Source organism: Exiguobacterium aurantiacum (assembly GCF_024362205.1).
GTDB classification, from domain to species: domain Bacteria; phylum Bacillota; class Bacilli; order Exiguobacteriales; family Exiguobacteriaceae; genus Exiguobacterium; species Exiguobacterium aurantiacum_B.
Map to the genome: position 1 here is coordinate 2254855 of NZ_CP101462.1, position 20802 is coordinate 2275656.

Below are 20802 nucleotides of genomic sequence, written 5' to 3' on the forward strand. Positions count from 1 at the left end.
GACGATTCCTCCATTTTTTATCCCATTCCATTATTTTACCGGATTCAGTACGTAATCACAAAAAATAAGGGTGTACGGTGTATAACCGTACCCCTTTTTCTTCACAACGTCTACCTTATAATACAACAATTTCCTGTAATTCGAGCGAATAAATGAGCATCTGTCCGACCGTGATTCCCCAAATCGCCTCGATGGCCTCGCGATAGAGCGATAATTGGACGTGATAGCGGTCGCGCAACATTTGTTTCGCCGCTTCACGGGAGTCGCTCGAGAAGAGCACGGAGTCCGATTTATAATCGAGGAGCACATACGTCTCGCCGTCATGGAACAGACAATCGATAATCCCTTGGATGAGCACATGCTCGTCCGTGAACGTCTCGCCCGGATTCACCCGATCGGCCGGAACCGTGTACGTGAAAGGCAACTCGCGCCACCCCTGTCCAGCTTGGAGCGCCGACGTTAACGCACGTCCGGTTTCCGAGGCAAAGAACGCCTCGATTTCAGCACTCGCGAGCCGTGCCGTCTCGGCCTCGACCGGACTGAGCATGCCGTCGGCTTCCCAGCGGTCGATTTGGACGTCGAGCGGCTCCGACGGGTCGATCAATTGGAAGACGAGATGTAACGTCGTCCCCCGCTCGGCTCCCGACTGTTGCGACTGTTTCCACTTCGGCTCGCGGTACGGCGTGTCACTCGCCCGGTACGTCTCTTCAAACGCTGCCTGCTCGAGCTGAAGCGCACGTTTCAGTTCAGTGACCGTTTGCTTGGCCGCCGTCTCGGTCGCGGCTTGGGCCGGGTATGCATAGGTGAACGCCCGGCGGACGAATTCCGTGACGTTCGCCTCGTCTTTGACCGGGAAGTCGATCGCCTCGAACTGCTTGACGTGATGGAGCTGCGCCATCATCTCTTGAAGCGTGGCGACTTCTGCCAAGTCTTCCTCCCCGATGATGCGGTACGTCCATGGCGTCGCTTCCGGCTGCGGTGCGATGACCGGAAACCCTTGCTGTTCCAAAAACGTGGCGGCCCCTTCGAGTTTCAGGAGCGCCGGTGCCACCCAATCGAGATACGTCTTCGCCTCGCGGCGCGCATCGGCTGACAAGGTCGTTCCCGTCTGTTCGACGTGCAACCATTGCCCGACCTGTTTCCCCGGCTCTTTGACCGTCCCGACCAAAATCAATTTCTCTTTGGCACGAGTGAGCGCGACATATAAGACGCGCATCTCTTCGGCTTTCATCGTCGCATCAAGGTCTCGTCGAATCATCTCTTTGACGAACGTCTCCGTTCTCGTGCGGGTGACGACGTCAATCGCGTCGAGGGAGATTCCATAGCGTTTATGGAAGATGACGCGTTGCATTTGATCGCGCTTGTTGAACTGCTTCCCAAGCTGGGCCACGATCGTGACCGGGAACTCGAGTCCTTTTGATTTGTGGACCGTCATGATCCGGACGACGTTTTCTTCTTCACCGAGCGAACGCGCCTCGGACAAATCTTCACCGTTATCCTGAAGCCGGTCCATCACACGGAGGAAACGATACAAACCGCGGTACCCGCTTCGCTCATACGCCAAGGCCCGGTCATAGAGCGCCTTCAAGTTTTCCTGACGCCCTTTTCCGCCCGGCAAACCTCCGGCAAAGTCATAAAACCCGGTGTCGTTGAACACTTGTTGAATCAATTCCGACAGACTGTGGTTACGAGCGAACGTCCGCCACGCCGACAACGCGTCGAGGACATCGCCGCACTTCAGACCGAGGTCGTCCTCATCGTCCGCTTTCGCTTTAAGCGCCTCAAAGAACGAGTCCTCTGATTCAAGGCGGATCTTAGCCAGTTCTTGGTCGCTGAACCCAAACATCGGCGAGCGAAGCGCTCCAGCGAGCGGGATGTCTTGGAGCGGGTTGTCGATCAATTTTAAGACCGCAAGCATCATCCGAATCTCCGTCGCTTGGAAATAGCCGCCGTCCGAATCGGTATAGGCCGGAATGTTGTATTGTGTCAAAATATCCATCAATTGCTCGACCCGCTCTTTTTTAGAACGGACCAAGATGACGATGTCACGATATTCGCACGACCGAAGCAAACCCGTCGCCTCATCGGTCACTTTGAACGGTTCCTCGCTCGAGACGAGCTCTAAAATCCGGGTCGCGATGGCCCGGCCTTCGAGTTCTTGTTTCGACAAATCGCGGCTCTCCCCGTTGACGAGAATGAGTTCAGGACTCGCCTCGAGTGCCTCATAGTCACGTCCCGGGACGAGACGTGCCGCCTCATCGTATTCAATCTCACTTACTTCCTCGTCCATCAACCGGACGAATAAGTCGTTAATGCCGTGGAGCACTTCGGCCCGGCTTCTGAAGTTTTGGGACAAGTCGATGCGTTGTCCCGACCCATTCTGTTTGAAGCGCGTCGCCTTCTCGATGAACAGGCGAGGTTCGGCATGGCGGAACCGGTAAATCGATTGTTTGATATCGCCGACCATGAAAAGATTCCCGACGTGCTCGGCTTCATAGCTGACGAGCCCGATAATCGTCTCTTGAATCTCGTTCGTGTCTTGATACTCGTCGATCAATACTTCGGCGAAACGCTGTTTGTATAGGGATGCGACCGAGGACGGTCCGTCCCCGTCCCGTAGAATAGCGAGCGCGTAATGCTCGAGGTCACTGAAGTCGACGAAGGCACGATCCCGCTTCGCCTGTTCATAGGCGGCACCGAACGTCCGAACGGTCTTGACGAGCGTCTCGACGAGCGGACGTTGCGTCATCAATACGTCTAAATAATCAGCCCCGCTCGTGCCCGCTTGAGCGATGGCCTCACTCAATTTTTTCTTCGCCTGGTCGTAAGCCGGCTTCAAAACCGTGTGATAGACGTGATGCTCGTCTTTCTTTTGTACGGATTTCATCGTGCCGAATTTGACCGCACGGGCCGCCGTCTCGAGTTCGCTCCATTTGAACGAGTCGGGATCGAGCGTCGCAAACGGTAAAATCGCCTGATGCACGTTTTCCGACTGCGCCTCATACCCGGCGAGTCGAAGCTCAATGGCGACGCGGCGAAGCTGGCGCAACGCTTTTTCGATGTCCACCCAAAGCAGGCGTCCGAATTCAATCAACAGTTGTTCCTCGTCAGGGTCCCCCTCGAACTGATACAACGACACGAGTTCATCCAAGTATGCTTCCGGGTTCGGTAGCGTCCGCGCATACTGGTAGAGGCCTAGAATCAACTCTTCAATCTCACTGTCGCCTCGATCGGACGTGTACGCGTCAATCAACGCGAAGAAGGCATGGTCTTGTTGCCCGTACGCCTCCTCGAGCACATCTTCGAGCACATCGTCCTGCAAGAGGACCAAGTCCCGCTCCTCGGCGATTTTGAACGCCGGGTCGAGGTCGAGCAAATAGTAGTTCTCCCGAATCACTTCGAGACAGAACGAGTGAATCGTCGTGATGAGCGCTCGGTTGAGCATTTGGCGTTGCTTGCGAATATATGCGTTCTCAGGGTCATCACGGAGTGCCCCGTCGAGCGCTTTGGCAATCCGTCGCTTCATCTCGGCCGCGGCCGCATTCGTGAATGTGACCACGAGCATGCGGTCGGCCGTCAGTTCGTCCGCTTCATCCAAGAGACGGCTCGCGAGTCGTTCCACGAGGACTGCCGTCTTGCCGGACCCGGCCGCCGCCGAGACGAGCACGTGCGATCCTCTGGCATCAATGGCCGCTTGTTGGTCATTCGTCCACTTCATCGACGTCACCTCCTAATCTTGACAAGACGTCATCTTTTTCTAGCTTTTTCAATTGCCGTGCCTCGTTGGACAACGCCTCATCAAAGTGACAAACACTTTGGAACGGGCACGTCTGGCAAGGGCGTCGCTCTTTATATTCATACGGTTCGACGCCGATCTCGCCATCGTACATCGCCTCGGCGCTCGATTGGGCCAAATCGATAGCGTGGTCCATCAACTGCTCGAGTTGCGGTGGCGAGACGACTTTTTTCGTCGTGTTCGCGTCGAGCGTCCCGTCTTTCTTATATTTGACCGGGATGACAATCGATTTTTTCTGATCTTGTTTCGCGGTCCGGTCCATCGCCTCTAAAATAGCGGGATCGTCGACGAGCAGTCCTTGCATCTGGTACGACTCGAGCACTTTGCGCTCGGTGTCCGAATCCGTCTCGGCCGGAGCGACGAGCGGACGGTGGACGTGGAAGTAAAGGGCCGCTGCTGGGGCGACGTTCTCTTGCGTCCACGCGTTCGCCTGCTCGATTAACACTTTCAAGTAGATGAGCATCTGCATGGCGAGCCCGTAATAGATTTCGGCGAAGTCGATCTCTCGTTTACTCGACTTATAGTCGACGATCCGGACGTAGAGCTGATCATGGATTGAGGCCGTTTCGACGCGGTCGATGCGGCCGACGAGTTCACACGTCGCCCCGTTACTGAGCGTGAACGACACAGGCGGGAAATTGCCGCTGCCGAAAGCAAGTTCGAAGGCGACAGGGTCGAATCCGTCCCGTTTCGATTGCTCGATCAACACTTCCGCCGTCTTGCTGACGACGTCGGTCAATTTCTTCTTCAAATAGCCGTATCGGTTCGAGCTCATCAAAATCGCATTTTGGATCTCCGGTGTGACGAGTTCGACGGCCGCCTCGGCGAGTGACGAACATTCGTCTCGGTTCACATCCCGCCACTCTTTCCCATCCATCTGCACGGTTTGGGACATGTGCTCGATCGTCCGATGATATAAGTTACCGATGTCCGGCGCCTCTAACCGATATAGGCGACGTTCTTTCAAACGGAGCCCATAACTTGCAAAGTGACGGAACGGACAGGCCTGGAACGTCTCAAGCCGTGAGACGCTCGCTCGAATCGAGTTCGTATAAAGTGACTTGGCGACCTCTTCTGGCAACGGTTGTGGCACGTTTTGATAGAAGAGCGCGCTCGTCAATAAGCGAATCCGTTCGCGGCCTTCCGGATGTTTCAACAGCTCGTTATAAACCGTGAACCACGTGTCTTGAATCGGATAATGTCGGCTGAGCCGTTGCAGTTCGAGCGCTGTCACGGCCGCCGTCTGATTCACGTTCGTGATGAACGACAACTGATCGCTCGGACGATGTTCCCCGGCTTCCGCGAAGTGGGTCGTCACGACTTTCCCGCCACTGAGACGGGCTTTAAGATCGGCGATGAAACTCGCCGGTTGAATCGCCTTGCCGGTCCGGTCGACGAGGGCGTAGCTGACGAACAGACGATGGCTCGGTGCCGTGAGCGCTTTGTACAAATAGTACGTCTCATCGTCGAACAAATGCTCGGTCGCTTTTCCGGCCCGAACGCCGTTGTCATGCATGAAATCGAGGTCCTGGTCGGTCAACAGTTTCGACTGGGTCGCCACGAGCGGGATTTGATCTTCGTTCGCCCCAAGTAAGAACACGACTTTTTTATCGATCAAGCGGCCCCGGACGTAATCGGTGACCGTCAATTGGTCCAGAGACGGCGGGACGAGCGCATAACGCAAACTGTCGAGTCCGGTGTCCATCATCTGCAGGAACAGTTCGGTCGAAAGCGTCTCGTCAGGGGCGGCCGCTTCCAACTGCTCGAGCAAGTGCAACACGGCGTCCCACACTTGTGTATGTTCGCGCGCCTCGAGCAATCGTGATTCCTCGAGCGCCTCCTCGCGCCAATAGGCGAGACAAGACGCCACATCGACCCGTTCTAAGAAGGCGTAGATGGCGTGCGTATACGCCTGCATCGTCTTCGCCTCCTTCAAATCGGCCAAGAGCGGGTCGAACGTGTCGACGACGGTTTGGCGATAGCGATTGAGCGCCGTCTCCAAGTCGAGTTCTTCCCCGGTCAGCCGTGCCTCTTCCTCGGCCCGGCGTCGCAAATACCAATCCTCGTGCCAGTGGTAATGTTTAATCCCACGCTCGATGACGAACGCCTCGAGTCGGTCGACCGACGTACGCCGATGCTCCGTATCGAGCAGGATCAACTCGGTTTTGAGCGCCCGGAACACCGGTTCTTCCCGGTATCCACGAATCGCGACCTCGATCGTCGCCTTCAATAATTCGACGACCGGGTGATCGAGCATCGGTTGCCGCTCATCGAGGAAGAACGGCAACTGCATCTTTTGGAGTGCCTGCGTCGCCAAGTCTCCATACTCTTCGAGCGAGCGTGACACGAAGGCGATATCGCGGTAGCGGAATCCTTCCTCGCGAACGAGCCGCACGACTTCACGGACGGCTGCCTCGACTTCTACCGACCGGTCGACGGCCGCATGCAACACCACGTTCGAATCAGAACGCGTGTACGGAGCTGCCGTCACTTGCCCGAACGTCGCCTCGAGATAGGCCAGGCTCGGATGCTGGAAGCGTGGCGAATCCGTATGTTTTTCATCATTCGAGACGAGACCACGCTCGGACAACAACTCTTTGAAGCGCATGAGAGTCCGTTGCGTCGGCCCGAACGACGGGTGAGGCCGATAGAGCGAATCCGGATCGATCGTCAAGAGCACGTCGAGCGGTGCTTTCTCCGCTAACGCGACGAGCACGGCCAGCTCTTGCTCAGAAAATTCATTGAATCCGTCCACATAAAATTGTGTCCCGGCCAAATCGATGTCCGGCAACAATTGCAACAATACGTTGAAATAGTCCTCGGCGTGGAGCGATTTCCCCGCCGTCATCGTCAAAAATCCCTCGTAAAGAATCGACAGGTCCTGCAGCTTGAGTGACCGGTGCTGGTCTTGTTCGCTCAAGCGGAGCAATTGCTCCGGATCGACGAGGCCGCGCTTGAGGAGCGTGATCAACTGGTTCAGTTCCTCGTAAAAGCCGAACTGGTTCATCGTCCGGCGGAACAACGTTAATCGTTCCTCGTTCACCTCGACGACGCGGCGCAACAGCAAGTGCGTCCCCGTCTGGTCTAAAAATTGTTCGGTCGCGACGCCACGGTCGCGCATCATCAAAAAGGCGAGTCGACGCATCGACAATACTTGAATCCGGGTCGACCCGTTCAAGCCGTCCGTCATCGCCATCTTCCGTTCCATCTCGAACGACATTTGGTCTGGGACGAGCATATAGATGGTCGGTCCGCTCGGGTCACGCTTCAGCTCTTCGATGACTCGTTTGATCATCCATTCGCTTTTCCCGCTCCCGGAACGCCCGACATGAAAAGTGACCGTCATTTAGGCGAACACCCCTTCCCTTTTTTCTTTATTATGACCCATTCGGAGTCGTTTGTAGAGGGAAATCCTTTAACAGCCCAGGAAGAAAATTGACCAGCCCGCATCAGTCCCCTTTTCCGCAAAAATCGATTAGACTGGACGTATGAGGGGGAATAGAACATGAGTGCATATGAACAATTTGGCGGTGAGCGCGGTGTCCAGCAGCTCGTAGACGCCTTTTACGATCTTGTCTACGCGGACCCGGTGCTATTGCCGTTGTTTCCGGACGACAAAGACCGGGTCAAAGCGCATCAATTCGAATTTTTGACCCAGCTGCTCGGGGGACCGAAACTGTATACGGAACGTCGTGGTGGTGGGAACTTGGCGATGATTCATCGCGACCACCCGATTTCGGAGACACATGCCGGCCACTGGCTCGGCTGTATGGAACAAGCGCTCAAAACGGTCGATGCACCCGAATCGATCAAGCAACAACTGTTCCATCGTTTGATCATGTCATCCTCGAACGTCGTCCGCGTCTGCTCCCACCATTTTGAGTAGTCAGCCTTTCGAAAAGCGGGTATGATAAGAAAGTAAGTAAAGGAGGTCGTTTTTCATGACAGAAGAAGAAAAAAAAGAGGCCGTTTCCTCTGAAGAAGAAACGGAAGAAGTAGAACCGACGGCAGTCCTCGCCGACGCCCTCGAAGAGGATGAAGAGGAAGAAGACCAACCCGAAGAAAAGAACATGGACCATATTAAAGGCGTGTTCAACTATCCACATGAGAATGGACGAGAGTATCGCGTCGTCTTCTATAACGATCGCAAAAACCTCGTGTTCCGTGAACTCGGGAACGGGAAAGTCGAATTCGTCGGCCGTTTCACAGACGAGTCGTATGACCAAGAGAACGAAGCAGAAATGCGTGAACTCGGTGAGCAACAGCTCGAACGGATTCTCGCGGATCGCCTCAAATAAAAAAATCGCCCGCGGGCGATTTTTTTATTTGTGCTTGTTTTTGTTTTGTTTTTTCTTGCGAAGCGCGTAAATCGCACCTGCAAGTCCTCCGGCGACAGCGATCCCGGCCATGACCGGCACGAGCACTTTTTTCGTCGGAATCATTTCTTTCACCCGTTCATACGGTGTCGGCACAGACAACTCGAGTTGAACCGCCGACTCACCGTGACCGTGCGCACGCGCCTGACGAGCAGCGTCAGTAATGACGACACGTCCTGTCGTGTAACGACGTACACCGTGTTCATCGGTATACGGGCGACGGACGCGCTTGACGCCACGCACCGTGCGCCCACGAGCCGCATCGGGCCGGACGATGCGTTCGCTCGTCCATGAGCGGCCTCCCGTGGCGCTATAGGCAGGGCGCATCTTGCGCCGATTGATCCATGTATAAGAATCGTTCATGTCTATCCCCTCCAATATACTGAAGTACCTTTTCTTATTATACCCATACAACATCTGTCGAAAACATGAGGGATTGTGTCTGTTCGGTCACAAAAAAGAGGATGGCCCGGTTCGGACCACCCTCAACTTTCCTCATTACTCCGTGAACGGCTTATCTCGGTGGCGACGCTTCGCCAAAATCAAGTAGTAAGCTGGAACGAGCACGAGCGTCAGTACGGTCGAGAAGAGAATTCCCGATACGATGCTGATCGCCAGCGGTCGGAACAATGGATCTTCTCCAAGTGCGACCGGCAAGAGCGCTACGACAGCGGTCAACGCCGTCAACAGAATCGGACGAATCCGGGCGCGTCCCGCCTCATAAACAGCGGTCGTGACGGCCATACCGTCTCGAATCCCTTGCTCGATGAACTCGAACAAGACGACGGCGTTCCGAACGACAATCCCGGCGAGCGAGACGATTCCCATCGAGGCCATGAAACTAAATGGCGTCTGGGTGACAAACAACCCGACGACCGCACCGGCAATCGCCAAGTAAATCGTGAACAAGACGAGGAGCGGCAGAGACAGTGAGTTGAACTGGAACGCGATAATCAAGAAGATCAAGAACAACACGACGACGAACAACGTGGCGAGTTCGAGGAAGAACTCGTTTTGTGTGTCGCTTGCGCCGGATTGGTCGAACGCGATCCCTTCATCGGTCAATGACGCCTCGGCATCGGCCAGTACACGATCGACGTCTTGTTTGAACGCCTCTTCGTCCATGCCTTCGCTCGCATAAATTTGGAGCGTCACGGTCCGTTCCCCGTTCTCACGCGGAATCTGTTGAATCTGTTCCGTCGTCGTCTCGGTGACGAACGTACTGAGCGGTGCGACAGGTGGACCCGCTTCCGTTTGAACCGGGACGAGGATGTCATCTAAGGCGAGCGCCTCGCGGTTCGCTTCCGCATCGACGACGATTTTCACGTCGCGTTGCTCGACTCCATCATCGAACGTGCCGATCGGGATGCCATCCGTGACGAGTCGAATCTGGTCACTGATTGATTTCGCCGTCACACCGGCTTCCGCCATCGCGTCACGATCAAGTTCATACGTGAGCGTTTGGAACGGCTCTTTAATGTTGTCGAGCACGAGCGCGCCGTCAATCTCCTCGAGGTCCGCTTTCACGGCATCACGTGCCGCCACGAGCTCGTCAATCGTTTCACCGCGCATCGTGAACTCGACTGGCGCCGAAGTTGGCGGTCCTTGTTGCTGCGTATCCAGGAAGATTTCAGCGTCCGGATTGTTTTCCCGGATTTGTGTCGTATACTCGTCAATCAATTGAATCGCATCGATCGTCTCATTGTCGACACGGACGACGACTTGGCCTGTGTTCTCACCGGTCTGATCAAGTCCCCCTGTGAAGAGGCTCGGTAAGCCCCCGCCCGCAAAGACAGATGTCTCGACGACACCATCGATACTTTGGAACTCCTCCTCGATCGCTCGAAGTCTCCGTTCCGTCTCCTCAAGGTCGGTTTGGACCGGCAACGTGACACTCGTCACGACTTCTGGTCGGTTCGCGGCCGGGAAGAATTCGAACGGCGTCAATAAGATCAAGCCATACAACGCGGTCGTGATGACGAAGCCGACGAGACCGAACGTCCATGGACGTTTCGCGACTTTTGGCAACAACGTATCCGCATAGAAACTACTGAGACGGTTCAATGGTCCACCTAACCAACCAGGCTCACGTTTCGAGACTTTCACTTGCTTCCGATTCAACCAGTACTGGGCGATCGGCACGAGCGTCAAACTGATAACCATCGAAGCGAGCACCGACAAAGCCAAGACGGTCGGCAAGGCACGGATAAAGTTCCCGTTCGCACCCGATAAGAGCGTCAATGGCAAGAAGGCGAAGACGACAGCGAGCGTCGACGTGACGATCGAGCCCCATACCTCTTTCGTCCCGCGTACGGCACCGCCCATCGCCGTGTCACCTTTTCGGTAACGACGCAGGATATTGTCATTGACGACGATCGCGTCATCGACGAGAATCCCGAGCGCGATGATGGCGCCGATGATTGAGATTTGGTTCAAATCGACCCCGGTGAAACGAAGTGGAATCAACGCGAGCAAGAACGACAATGGAATCGCCAAACTGACGATCAGGGAACCTGAGAACGTCAATCCAATCGTCGTGACGACGATGACCGCGATCATGGCGATGATGAATTCACGAGTGAGGGATGAGAAGATATCATCGACCGCTTTGGCCTGCTCGTAATAAGGGACGAGCTCGACACCACTCACGTCACCGACTTCATCCGCGACGACTCCATCGACTCGTTCTTGAAGCGTCGGGATATCTTGACCCGGTTCAATCGTGACCGTCAAGGAAACGGCAGGTTGTCCGTCGAGTGAGACGAGGTCCGTGACCGCTTTCTCGGTCTCTTCGACCGTGCCGACGTCTTCAAGGAGGACAGGCGTCCCGTCCACTGAACCGACGACGACTTGACCCATCTCATTGACGTTCGTCAAATTATCGATTGCCAACTGATAGATGCCGTCTTCAGTCGACTGGCGACCGAGCGGGGTCGTCTTATATTCTTCATTGATGGCCGTCAAGACGTCCGGGAAAGCGAGTTGACGCTCTCCGAGTTCGGCCGAGTCGAGCGAGACGACGAATTCTGTTTCCGGTAATCCTTTGATCGTCACACCGGTGACCCCATCTGTCCGCAACAGACGTTCTTCTAACCGTTCGACATCTTCACGCACTGTTTGGAGCGTCTCACGATCGTCTGCCGTCAACAAATAAGAAGCGACCGGTAACTGTCCAATCGAATCATTGACGGTCGGAGCGAGCGCATTTTCAGGTAAACGAGGCGCCGCATCGGAGATCGCTTGGCGCACATTCGCCTGTAGCTCACTCTTGTCGATCCCGTCTTCATATTCGACCGTGATGTTCGAGAACTCGGATGCCGAGAGCGATGACACGTTTTCGATGCCATCGAGCCCTCTCAATTCGGTCTCGAGAATATTCGTCACGTTCCGTTCGACCGTCTCTGCGGTCGCTCCCGGATACGGCGTTTGAATCAAGACGATATTGACACTCGTCTCTGGAATCTCACGCTTCGGAAGTTGGAAGAACGTGAGCACCCCGACTACGATTGCAACGAGTAAAAACACGATGACCAGTTTTCCTCGTTCAATCATTTTTTGAAAAAACATGTTGACCCCTCACTTTCAGATGATGTGCAAATACACATATGAACTATTCTTCTTTATCATAGAGGGGTTCATCATCGATTTCAATCTTTAAACACAACTGAATGTGCTTCAGTGAAAGCGTTTTTGAAACGAATACGATAACTCGATGGAGCGTTGTTTCTGCTTATAGACAGTATGATCCGATACCGGCACCTCGACCGATTCACCCGAATAGAACAAAATCTGGCTCCCTTTGCCGCTCTTTTTCGCCTTGTGCACATGTGAAAAATTGATCCAGGCACAGTCCGGGCTTTCTTTGGCGATCGTCGGGAAAAAGATTGCATCTGCGTGCCAATCCATGATGACAGGCGTCTTCCGGTGCGGTCCGAGTACGTTCCGGGCCGCCTCGATTCGTCCTTGAATGCTTGAACCGTAATACAGACAGGCAGATTCGAGTAAGCAAAGGGGCGAACCTTTCAATCGCGCTACCCCATCGGATTGATAGACGAGTGTCTCCGCCTCCCCATACTCATTGAAAACTGGAATCAAAGCTCTTGTTTCATTCGTCAACTGAGTCATCTGATTTGCCTCCATCATGGATATTGTGACTTACATGTCATACATATCAAGAAATGATGATATAAACAAATCACATCGGAAAATTTCCCATTAAAAAAACCAACCTATTGACGGCTGGTTTTTTAATTTCGATGGTCTAATTTTTGTTTTTGTAACGATTCCGGTTGTGGAAAGTGAAAATCCACACGAACTCCATCTTTTGTATTTCCCAAGGCGACCGTCCCTTGATGGAGGGTCACGATTCGTTGAACGATGAACAGACCGAGACCGAACTTCCCTTGTTTCCCGCGCGAAAACTGATGGAACAAATCGAGGTTCGCGTCGACCGGGGGACCGTCGTTCTCGATGGTGATGTCGATGCCCGCCTCGGAGCGTGCCAGTTCGATTCGAATCGTCGACTCGGCGTAACGCAAGGCGTTATCGAGCACGTTCTCGAAGGCGACACGGATTTGTTCTCCGTCTCCGATCATCTCGCCGGCATGACCCGTCACCGACCAGTCCAAGTTGCCGCGCAGTTGGAACCGGCTGACGAGCAGCTCTATCAACTTATCGAGATTGATCGGTTCAAGCCGCATCTCTTGGCCTTTGAAGTATTCGAGCTTCGTGACATATAACAAATCGACAACTTTTTTCTCGAGCCGGGACGCCTCTTCGTCGATGACTTCAGCCGACCCTTTCAAGTCCCCGGTCGGGTAAATCCCGTCACCAATCGATTGGGCGTAGCCGCGGATGACCATGATCGGAGTCTTCAAGTCGTGCGAGATGTTTTGGAGCAGCGCCTGTTGGGCTACGTCTTGCTCTTGCAACTCTTGCCGCATCGCATCAATCGAGCGGGCCAACTGTCCGAGCTCATCTTGGCGGGCGAGTGGCAGCACCGTCTCCCATTGCCGGTTCGAGATTTTCTCGACCGCCCGTTCCATTTCGACGATCGGCTTCGTCAATTCTCGCGACATCCATAACGCCGGGATCAACGATAATAGGCTGATGACACCGATTAAAATCGAGATGCGCCAGTAGAGTGTCGAAACGAGTTCACGCCGGTAAGCATCCCAGGCGTAGGAAGCCTGGTAAATCAGAGCCCCATCGTACTCATTCTGTCGGATGATGTAGTAGACGTCCTCACCGTCGATCGTCGTCTGATATTTGGCGACTTCATTCGTCTGCGTGAGCGCCTCCTGATACATCTGGTTCGTCAACTCGAGCGGAGCCGAACCATAAATGATACGTCCGTTCGGTAAGAAGATGAGTTGGTTGACCGACCGGGATTCTTGTTGGCGTCGGTCGTACTCAATCGGATTTTGTGGAATATTTTCTAACTCGTTCGTATTCCCCAGGTAATAATCTACATCTTGCAACGTCTCATACACTTGTTCATCGATGAATTGCGTGATCGACGAGCGGATCGTCAACAAAATCATCAAGGCGAGCGTCACGATGATGAGCAGAATCAACACCCAAATCTTCCACATGAGCCGTTTCGGCTGAAGTCGATCGAGCTTCATGGCTTGACGAGTCGGTAACCGACGCCATAGAGCGTCTCGAGCTCAAGGCGATGCAATTTCTTCCGAAGACGACGCACTAGGTCATCGACGACGCGGTCCGAACCGAAATAGTCATGGCCCCATACCCCTTCTAAAATCTGTTCGCGGGACAAGGCTGAACCCGGATGCTCGAGGAAGAGTAGCAACAAGTCGAACTCTTTTGACGTCAAATCGATATCATCTTGGTCATGTTTGATGAGACGTTTCTCTGGATAAATCGTATATTCGCCGTATTCGATATGTTCGTTCGACTTCGAACCGTAAACCCGATCAATCAATTTTTTGACGCGGATGACCAATTCCCGCGGCAAGAACGGTTTCGCAATGTAATCGTCCGACCCCATCTCAAGCCCGATGATTTTGTCGATATCCTCGTCTCGTGCCGAAATGAAGATCGTCGGCGTGAACGCGTTCGTCGCTTTGATTTGTTTCAACAGTTGGAAGCCATCAAGGTCCGGGAGCATGATATCAAGCACCCACAGGTCGGGCTCATCTTTGATAGCGGCCTGGGCCGAGGTCCCGTCGGTGAACGAACGGACCTGATACCCTTCTTGCTCTAAATATGTGACGAGCATCTTGTTTAAATTAACTTCGTCATCGACTAAATAAATTGTGTACATTCCAGTCACCTCTGCAACGTTTTTACATATCATATCAAACAATTATGGACAAAAGATGGGAATCGGGTCGTTTCTTACACGCTGAATGTGCTCGAGTAACGTCAATGAATCGACAAAAAAAGAAGGGTCTCCCCTTCCTTACCGTGTCGGCCGAGTGCGCATCTGTTGCGCGAGGAATACCGTACCTCCACTGAGGAGCGCCAGTACACCGCTAATCATCATGAGTTCCATCATGTCCCACCTTCCTACTGATAGCGATTCTCATTATCATCTATAATATAGCATACTTATTCGGGCATGAACATGACAAAAAAACTCCCGCCGTGACAGGCGGGAGTTCCGGATTATGCGTTGACGTCGTAGCCTTGTTCTTCGATGGCTTCGATCATCGCTTTCACTGAAATTTTATCGTTATGGATGACATCGACCCGATGCTCCTGCAACGAAACGATGGCTGATTCGACGCCGTCTAGCTCCGTCAATGCGCCTTCGACCGCTGCCTTGCAATGGTTGCATGTCATGCCTTCTACTTTTAAAGTCGTTTCATTCATTTTGATGTTCCTCCTTGTGTTTTCAATCGTAGCGCGTTCAAAACGACCGAGACCGAACTGAACGCCATCGCCGCCCCGGCAATCCATGGGGCGAGTAGTCCGGCCGCTGCGACCGGGATGCCTAAACTGTTATAGGCAAGCGCCCAGAACAAGTTTTGGCGAATGTTACGCATCGTCAACGCGCTCATTTCGATGGCGCGGTTCACACCTTCAATATCTTGACCCATCACGGTGACATCGGCCGCCTCTAAGGCGATGTCAGTCCCGCTGCCGAACGCGATGCCGACATCGGCGACAGCCAGTGCCGGGGCATCATTCATCCCATCCCCGACCATGGCCACACGACCTTGCCGTTTCAGCGCCTCAACATGGTCCGCCTTCTCGACAGGCAACACCTCGGCGATGACGTTCGTTTCCGGAATCCCAAGTTGACGGGCGACGTCGAGCGCGACTTCTTTCCGGTCACCGGTCAAGACATAGACTTGTCTTGTCTTGGCAAGTTGTTGGACGACGGCGCGGCTACGCTCTTTCAACCGGTCCTGAAGACCGAACGCCGCGACGATTCCAGACTCATCGGCCACATAGACCGGCGTCATCGCCTGCATATCCCATGCCGGTAACTCGAAACCGGCCTCTTGCATCATGCGGACCGAGCCGATAAGGAGAGGTTTCCCATCTACGACCGCTTTCAATCCTCGACCAGCCAACTCTTCGACGCGTTCGACCTGACCGTTCCCTTCACCCCGGCCAATCGCCTCAGCTAGTGGGTGCGTCGACTGACGTTCGGCCATGATCGCCTGCTTTAAAAACGACGTCTCTCCGAACGTAGCCACGACTTCCGGCGTCCCTTTCGTGAGCGTCCCCGTCTTATCGAAGACGACGATGTCGACACCATTCAACGATTCGAGCTGACCGCCCCCTTTGAATAGGACGCCTTGTTCAGCGGCACGCCCCGTCCCGACCATAATCGACGTCGGTGTCGCTAATCCGAGCGCACATGGGCAAGCGATGACGAGAACGGCAATCGAGGCCCGAATCGCCATATCCAAATCATTGAATCCAAGTGTCCAGACGGCGAACGTCAACGCACTAATGGCGACGACGATTGGGACGAACACACCAGAAATGCGGTCCGCTTGCCGTTGAATCGGAGCTTTATCGGTCTGGGCCTGCTCGACGACGCGGACAATTTGAGCGAGCATCGTCTCGCTGCCGACACGTTCGGCGACCATCAACACCCGGTGTGAGCGGTTAATCGTCCCGCCGACGACGTCAGCCCCGACGCTTTTCTCTGACGGGATCGACTCTCCGGTCAACATCGACTCATCGATGACCGTCTCACCTTCGACGATTTTTCCATCGACCGGCACTTTTTCCCCAGGTCGGACGACGATGACGTCACCGGCTTTAACCAAGTCGATCGCGACCGACCGCTCCACACCATCGACGAGTAAAATCGCTTCTTTCGCCTGTAACGACAAGAGCGATTTGAGCGCATCCGTCGTCTTCTCCTTCGCTCGGGCCTCTAACCATTTCCCGAGCAATACGAGCGTAATCAAAACGGCACTCGTCTCAAAATAGAGCGACGGATGCATCGGATGTACGAGCATCTCGAAGACGGAATAAAAATAAGCCGCCGACGTCCCTGTCGCCACGAGGACGTCCATATTGGCCGCGCCGCTCTTCAGGCTCTTATACGCCCCTTTGTAGAACTGGGCCCCGATCCAGAACTGGACCGGCGTGGCGAGCGCGAATTGCCACCACGGATTCATGAGCCAATCGGCGTGGAACGTCACACCCGGGATGTGCGTGATCATGACGAGCAGTAGCGGTGCTGACAATAGTGCCGAGATGAGCACTTTTCGCTCGAGCGGGCGGAGGTCGTGTTTTGGTGTCAATTCAGCCTTCCGTTCGGCTCCGTAACCGATCTTCTCGATCCGGGCAATCAATTGTTCTTCAGTGATTCCTTCTTCGACGCGAATGGTCGCCGTCTCGAGCGGCAAGTTGACGGTCGCATCGACACCGTCCATTTTATTCAATACTTTTTCGATCCGGGCCGAACATGCGGCGCATGTCATCCCTTGAATCGACAGTTCGACGGTTTTCATATATCCACCTCCTTACTTTTTGATGCGGCTGACGATTGTCATCAATTCGTCAATGTATGGGTCCATGTCTTCCGTTTCACTGGCATGGACTAGACATTTGCGCATATGGCGTTCGAGCAATTGCATCTCGACTTGTTTGAGCGCCGCTTGAATCGCTGACGTCTGCGTCAAAATATCGACGCAATAGCGGTCGCTCTCGACCATCTTTTGAATCCCACGTACTTGTCCTTCAATCCGGCGCAGCCGTTTGCTGAGCGCTTCACGTTCCGCGTCTTCACGCGGGACGAGCGGTTGGTCATGCATGAATTCTTCCATGATTATCACCTCACCCTCAATATACCCCTACCCCGTAATGGTGTCAAATCATTTAATTAAAAAAGGGCGACCGCTTTGTCGCCCTTCTGTCACGTCAATTGCGTTGGAACGCCTCGCTCTTCAAGACGGTCCGTAAAATCTTCCCGGTCGTGTTCCGAGGCAGTTCATCAATAATTTCGATGTGTGTCGGTTGTTTATATTTTGCGAGTTTCGTCGCCGCGAACGCTCTAATCTCGTCGAGCGTCACGTGTTCGTCACGGGTGACGATGAACGCTTTGACCGCTTCGCCTTGCTCGGCGTCAGGGACCCCGATGACGGCCGCCTCGACGATGCCCGGACACTGATAGAGCACTTCTTCGACTTCACGTGGATAAACGTTATAGCCGCCGACAATGACCATGTCTTTTTTCCGGTCGACGATGTAGAAGTACCCGTCCTTGTCGCGTTTCGCCAAGTCGCCCGTATAGAGCCATCCGTCGCGAAGCGTCATCGACGTCTCTTCCGGCAACTTGTAATAGCCTTTCATGACGTTCGGTCCACGGACGATGAGTTCACCGACTTCGTCGACCCCGACCTCTTCCCCGAGCTCATCGACGACTTTATTCTCGACGTGGACAATCGACGGCCCAATCGATCCGGCTTTGCGCTCGCCGTGGAGCGGATTAAAACAAGTGACCGGTGACGCTTCTGACAAACCATACCCTTCGAGGATCTTACATTCAAATTTCTGCTCGAACGATTCGAGCAGTTGCACCGGCAGGCTGGCCCCACCGGATACGAAGACGCGGACGTGCTTGAGCGCCGAGGCGTACGCCGGGACTTTCATCGCCGTCTGCAACAGGAAATTGTACATCGTCGGCACACCGGCGAAAATGCTGACGCGGTGTCTCGGGATGAGGTCGAACACGTCTTGCGGCGAAAACTTCGGCAAGATGACGATCGTCGCCCCGCGGAGAAGCGGTGCGTTGACGATGACGGTTAGACAGAAGACGTGGAACATCGGCAACGCCGCGAGCGCTTTATCTTCCGGCGTGATCTCCAAATATTCCCCGATTGAATGGGCGTTCGAGAACAAGTTGAGATGCGTCAACAAGGCACCCTTCGGCTTCCCGGTCGTCCCACTCGTATAGAGGATGACGGCAACCTCTTCCTCATCGACCGTGACGAGTTCCCCTTTCGTCGACGCGAACGCCTCGTTGAACGGCAAGAACTCGATGTCCCCGTCCCGTTTCAACGCCGGTACATCCGCGTACGGGACCGAGATGACGAGTCCGAGTTGTGGTAACTTCGTGAGCGCGGCTTCTGCTTGCGCGACGAGCGGTGACAAGGCGACGATCGCCTTCACGTCCCCATCGACTAAAATATAGGCCATCTCATCTGGTGTGTATGTAGGGTTGATCGGAATGACGACCCCACCTCGTGCGAGCACCGCAAAATAGGAAATCAAGAACGCCGGGCTATTGCCGAGGACGAGTGCGACGTGGTCCCCTTGACCGATGCCTTTTTGCTCGAGCGTCGCCGCCATCGCCTCGATTTGACCGAAAAACTGTCCGTAGCTGACCGTGTCTTCCCCAAACACGTAGGCCGCTTTATTCGGATGCGCGGCCACAACGCCCTGTAGTGCCGTGACTAAGTTTGCCATGGTAATCCCCCTTTGAAAATGAATGACTATTCACTTTTGAGCCGTAAAAAAGAGCACGGCAGCCGCGCTCTTTTTCAGTTATCTTCATTGTACATGAAACGATTCAATAAGAAAACGCTTTCAAGTCCATCGTCTGCAAATGATACAAACCGGTCCGGCTCTGCACGTGGACGAGCGCCTGTAGCGTCTCGTCATCCATGAGCAAGTCATCCATCAATTTGTGGAGCGATGATTTCTTCGATTCAGTCGTCGCCGTAATGAAGAAAATCGCCTCGGCCCGAATCGTGTCACCCGCAATCGTCTGCATCGCAAACGGATGATTGAGATGAAGCAAGGTGATCCCGTCTTGTTTCGAGACATCGAGCGGTACATCGACGACAGCGACCGGCACGGCGACATCCGTCACCCCCGACGGAATCGCCCGCTCTTGCTCGATGACGACGTGCGCGAACATCTCATCAACAATCCCTCTTCCTTCTAGCTCAAGACCGATTGCGCGGACTGCGAGATCAAACGTCGGTTGCTCCGTCACCCACATCCAATTCGCGTCCATCCATTCAGTAATAAATCGGTACATATTGTTTCCTCCCATTGGTTGACTCCATCTCAAGAAAGCGCTTGCACTGATTATGATACGCCTACTTATGTAGACAAACAATCATATTGGATAATATTCACTAAACCGCCAAAATTCACATTGTTTTTGCTTTCGCTATTTTTTATTGATATCCTAATTCCAAAAACGAAACGAATTTGTCTATAATTAATCTCTTGGATTTAGGCGTACAATTTAAATTCTGATGGGAGGTATAAATTATGGTAGAACGTTTAATTAATATGTTCAAATTAGAAGTATCTAAGGTATATGAGGTCGAGGACTCCTTTAGCTCTACCGTATATAAATGCTTGTTGACAAATGGACAAAATATTTTTCTTAAAATTCCTTATTCAAAAGTTAAATTGAATCGTGAATTAGAGGCTTATCGCCTTTTAAGTGAGTCCATTCCAACACCAAAGCTACTGAACTATTGGCTTGGTGACGAAAATTGCGTTGGGGCTCTCCTATTAACTGAATTAAAAGGTGAGACTCTTACATCAAACACATCTTCCTCTATTGCTTTTCAAGTTGGGCAAATTCATGGCAAGCTCCATACAATCCAGCCCAATGAAAATTACCCATCATTACATATAAATAACGTATTTCAAAATTGGTCGCAATTTGTCGATGCTCAATTTTATAACTTTGCTAAGGACGTAAAGCCTGTAATCGATGATAGATTGTACAAACTAGCGCTTGAGAAATTTGAAAAAATGAAACAAGAACTCCCGTCACCCGATGGACCAAGTTTTATCCACATGGACTTTCGACCAGGCAATATTATTATAAATGAAAATCAAATTTCAGGAATAATCGATTTTGAAACTGTGCGATTTGGATCAACAGAAGTTGATTTTACTAAACTATATCGTGATTATTTATCCCTCAACGAAAATTTATACCTCGCTTACAAAGAAGGATACGACAGTATTCGACCTCTAATAGATTTAGATCTCGTTCTGCCGTTTTATCGTTTTACTGACTCTTTTAATAGCTTAGGTTGGTGCAAGCGACGCGGTCTCTCAGAAAATATGAATTTTTTCGAGAGAAATTTGGAGATTTTAAAAGAGTCTGTGTTATAGTTTTCGACAAAAAATAAGGACGTTTAGGATTCACCTAAACGTCCCTTA

General features: G+C 53.1%; 15 protein-coding genes. 3 read left to right on the forward strand and 12 right to left on the reverse strand.

Annotation, left to right across the window (positions count from 1 at the left end; translation table 11 throughout):
* Positions 1-115: 115 nt before the first annotated feature.
* Complete coding sequence (addA, locus tag NMQ00_RS11700) at positions 116-3718, reverse strand: helicase-exonuclease AddAB subunit AddA (RefSeq protein ID WP_255176827.1); 3603 nt, start codon at positions 3716-3718, stop codon at positions 116-118.
* Positions 3702-7142: a helicase-exonuclease AddAB subunit AddB gene (gene addB, locus NMQ00_RS11705; RefSeq protein ID WP_255176828.1), complete on the reverse strand. Its 3441-nt coding sequence runs from the start codon at positions 7140-7142 to the stop codon at positions 3702-3704. The genes addA and addB overlap by 17 nt, the downstream gene beginning before the upstream one ends.
* 159 nt (positions 7143-7301) lie before the next feature.
* Here addB and NMQ00_RS11710 point away from each other — a divergent pair, with 159 nt between their 5' ends.
* Both NMQ00_RS11710 and NMQ00_RS11715 read left to right on the forward strand, forming a co-directional pair.
* Positions 7302-7682 (forward strand): truncated hemoglobin, encoded by a 381-nt coding sequence (locus NMQ00_RS11710; RefSeq protein ID WP_214762345.1) that lies wholly within the window; start codon positions 7302-7304, stop codon positions 7680-7682.
* A gap of 55 nt (positions 7683-7737) precedes the next feature.
* A complete protein-coding gene (locus tag NMQ00_RS11715) occupies positions 7738-8094 on the forward strand; it encodes a hypothetical protein (RefSeq protein WP_131437625.1) in 357 nt (118 codons plus the stop codon).
* A gap of 24 nt (positions 8095-8118) precedes the next feature.
* On the opposite strand, the gene NMQ00_RS11720 is transcribed toward NMQ00_RS11715, so the two are convergent.
* The 10 genes from NMQ00_RS11720 to NMQ00_RS11765 all read right to left on the reverse strand — a co-directional run bounded on the left by NMQ00_RS11720 (position 8119) and on the right by NMQ00_RS11765 (position 19651).
* Positions 8119-8535 carry a hypothetical protein gene (locus NMQ00_RS11720; protein ID WP_034776560.1) on the reverse strand — a complete coding sequence of 139 codons (417 nt, stop codon included), beginning with the start codon at positions 8533-8535 and terminating at the stop codon, positions 8119-8121.
* Positions 8536-8670: 135 nt separating this feature from the next.
* Positions 8671-11739 (reverse strand): efflux RND transporter permease subunit, encoded by a 3069-nt coding sequence (locus NMQ00_RS11725; protein WP_255176829.1) that lies wholly within the window; start codon positions 11737-11739, stop codon positions 8671-8673.
* Positions 11740-11847: 108 nt separating this feature from the next.
* Positions 11848-12297, reverse strand: coding sequence for a competence protein ComK (locus tag NMQ00_RS11730; protein ID WP_255176830.1), 450 nt, complete (start codon positions 12295-12297; stop codon positions 11848-11850).
* A gap of 122 nt (positions 12298-12419) precedes the next feature.
* Positions 12420-13799, reverse strand: coding sequence for a sensor histidine kinase (locus NMQ00_RS11735; RefSeq protein ID WP_255176831.1), 1380 nt, complete (start codon positions 13797-13799; stop codon positions 12420-12422).
* The gene (locus NMQ00_RS11740) at positions 13796-14458 is read right to left on the reverse strand and encodes a response regulator transcription factor (RefSeq protein WP_255176832.1); all 663 of its coding nucleotides are present in this window, start codon (positions 14456-14458) and stop codon (positions 13796-13798) included. Before NMQ00_RS11740 ends, NMQ00_RS11735 begins: the two co-directional genes overlap by 4 nt.
* Positions 14459-14802: 344 nt before the next feature.
* Positions 14803-15009 (reverse strand): copper chaperone CopZ, encoded by a 207-nt coding sequence (copZ, locus tag NMQ00_RS11745; protein WP_255176833.1) that lies wholly within the window; start codon positions 15007-15009, stop codon positions 14803-14805.
* Complete coding sequence (locus tag NMQ00_RS11750) at positions 15006-17117, reverse strand: heavy metal translocating P-type ATPase (protein WP_255176834.1); 2112 nt, start codon at positions 17115-17117, stop codon at positions 15006-15008. The genes copZ and NMQ00_RS11750 overlap by 4 nt, the downstream gene beginning before the upstream one ends.
* A gap of 12 nt (positions 17118-17129) precedes the next feature.
* Positions 17130-17432 (reverse strand): metal-sensitive transcriptional regulator, encoded by a 303-nt coding sequence (locus NMQ00_RS11755; protein WP_114166404.1) that lies wholly within the window; start codon positions 17430-17432, stop codon positions 17130-17132.
* Positions 17433-17526: 94 nt separating this feature from the next.
* Positions 17527-19074, reverse strand: a complete 1548-nt coding sequence (locus NMQ00_RS11760) for a long-chain-fatty-acid--CoA ligase (RefSeq protein WP_255176835.1) — start codon at positions 19072-19074, stop codon at positions 17527-17529.
* Between the two features lie 103 nt (positions 19075-19177).
* The gene (locus tag NMQ00_RS11765) at positions 19178-19651 is read right to left on the reverse strand and encodes a PTS sugar transporter subunit IIA (RefSeq protein WP_255176836.1); all 474 of its coding nucleotides are present in this window, start codon (positions 19649-19651) and stop codon (positions 19178-19180) included.
* A 239-nt stretch (positions 19652-19890) separates the two neighbouring features.
* Between NMQ00_RS11765 and NMQ00_RS11770 the strand changes: the two genes are divergently transcribed.
* The gene (locus tag NMQ00_RS11770) at positions 19891-20754 is read left to right on the forward strand and encodes an aminoglycoside phosphotransferase family protein (RefSeq protein ID WP_255176837.1); all 864 of its coding nucleotides are present in this window, start codon (positions 19891-19893) and stop codon (positions 20752-20754) included.
* Positions 20755-20802: the final 48 nt, after the last annotated feature.

What these genes read in the sequence shown, in the direction of transcription:
- addA (WP_255176827.1), bottom strand. Translation starts at nt 3,718, where the DNA reads ATGAAGTGGACGAATGACCAACAAGCGGCCATTGATGCCAGAGGATCG.
- addB (WP_255176828.1), bottom strand. Translation starts at nt 7,142, where the DNA reads ATGACGGTCACTTTTCATGTCGGGCGTTCCGGGAGCGGGAAAAGCGAA.
- NMQ00_RS11710 (WP_214762345.1), top strand. Translation starts at nt 7,302, where the DNA reads ATGAGTGCATATGAACAATTTGGCGGTGAGCGCGGTGTCCAGCAGCTC.
- NMQ00_RS11715 (WP_131437625.1), top strand. Translation starts at nt 7,738, where the DNA reads ATGACAGAAGAAGAAAAAAAAGAGGCCGTTTCCTCTGAAGAAGAAACG.
- NMQ00_RS11720 (WP_034776560.1), bottom strand. Translation starts at nt 8,535, where the DNA reads ATGAACGATTCTTATACATGGATCAATCGGCGCAAGATGCGCCCTGCC.
- NMQ00_RS11725 (WP_255176829.1), bottom strand. Translation starts at nt 11,739, where the DNA reads ATGTTTTTTCAAAAAATGATTGAACGAGGAAAACTGGTCATCGTGTTT.
- NMQ00_RS11730 (WP_255176830.1), bottom strand. Translation starts at nt 12,297, where the DNA reads ATGACTCAGTTGACGAATGAAACAAGAGCTTTGATTCCAGTTTTCAAT.
- NMQ00_RS11735 (WP_255176831.1), bottom strand. Translation starts at nt 13,799, where the DNA reads ATGAAGCTCGATCGACTTCAGCCGAAACGGCTCATGTGGAAGATTTGG.
- NMQ00_RS11740 (WP_255176832.1), bottom strand. Translation starts at nt 14,458, where the DNA reads ATGTACACAATTTATTTAGTCGATGACGAAGTTAATTTAAACAAGATG.
- copZ (WP_255176833.1), bottom strand. Translation starts at nt 15,009, where the DNA reads ATGAATGAAACGACTTTAAAAGTAGAAGGCATGACATGCAACCATTGC.
- NMQ00_RS11750 (WP_255176834.1), bottom strand. Translation starts at nt 17,117, where the DNA reads ATGAAAACCGTCGAACTGTCGATTCAAGGGATGACATGCGCCGCATGT.
- NMQ00_RS11755 (WP_114166404.1), bottom strand. Translation starts at nt 17,432, where the DNA reads ATGGAAGAATTCATGCATGACCAACCGCTCGTCCCGCGTGAAGACGCG.
- NMQ00_RS11760 (WP_255176835.1), bottom strand. Translation starts at nt 19,074, where the DNA reads ATGGCAAACTTAGTCACGGCACTACAGGGCGTTGTGGCCGCGCATCCG.
- NMQ00_RS11765 (WP_255176836.1), bottom strand. Translation starts at nt 19,651, where the DNA reads ATGTACCGATTTATTACTGAATGGATGGACGCGAATTGGATGTGGGTG.
- NMQ00_RS11770 (WP_255176837.1), top strand. Translation starts at nt 19,891, where the DNA reads ATGGTAGAACGTTTAATTAATATGTTCAAATTAGAAGTATCTAAGGTA.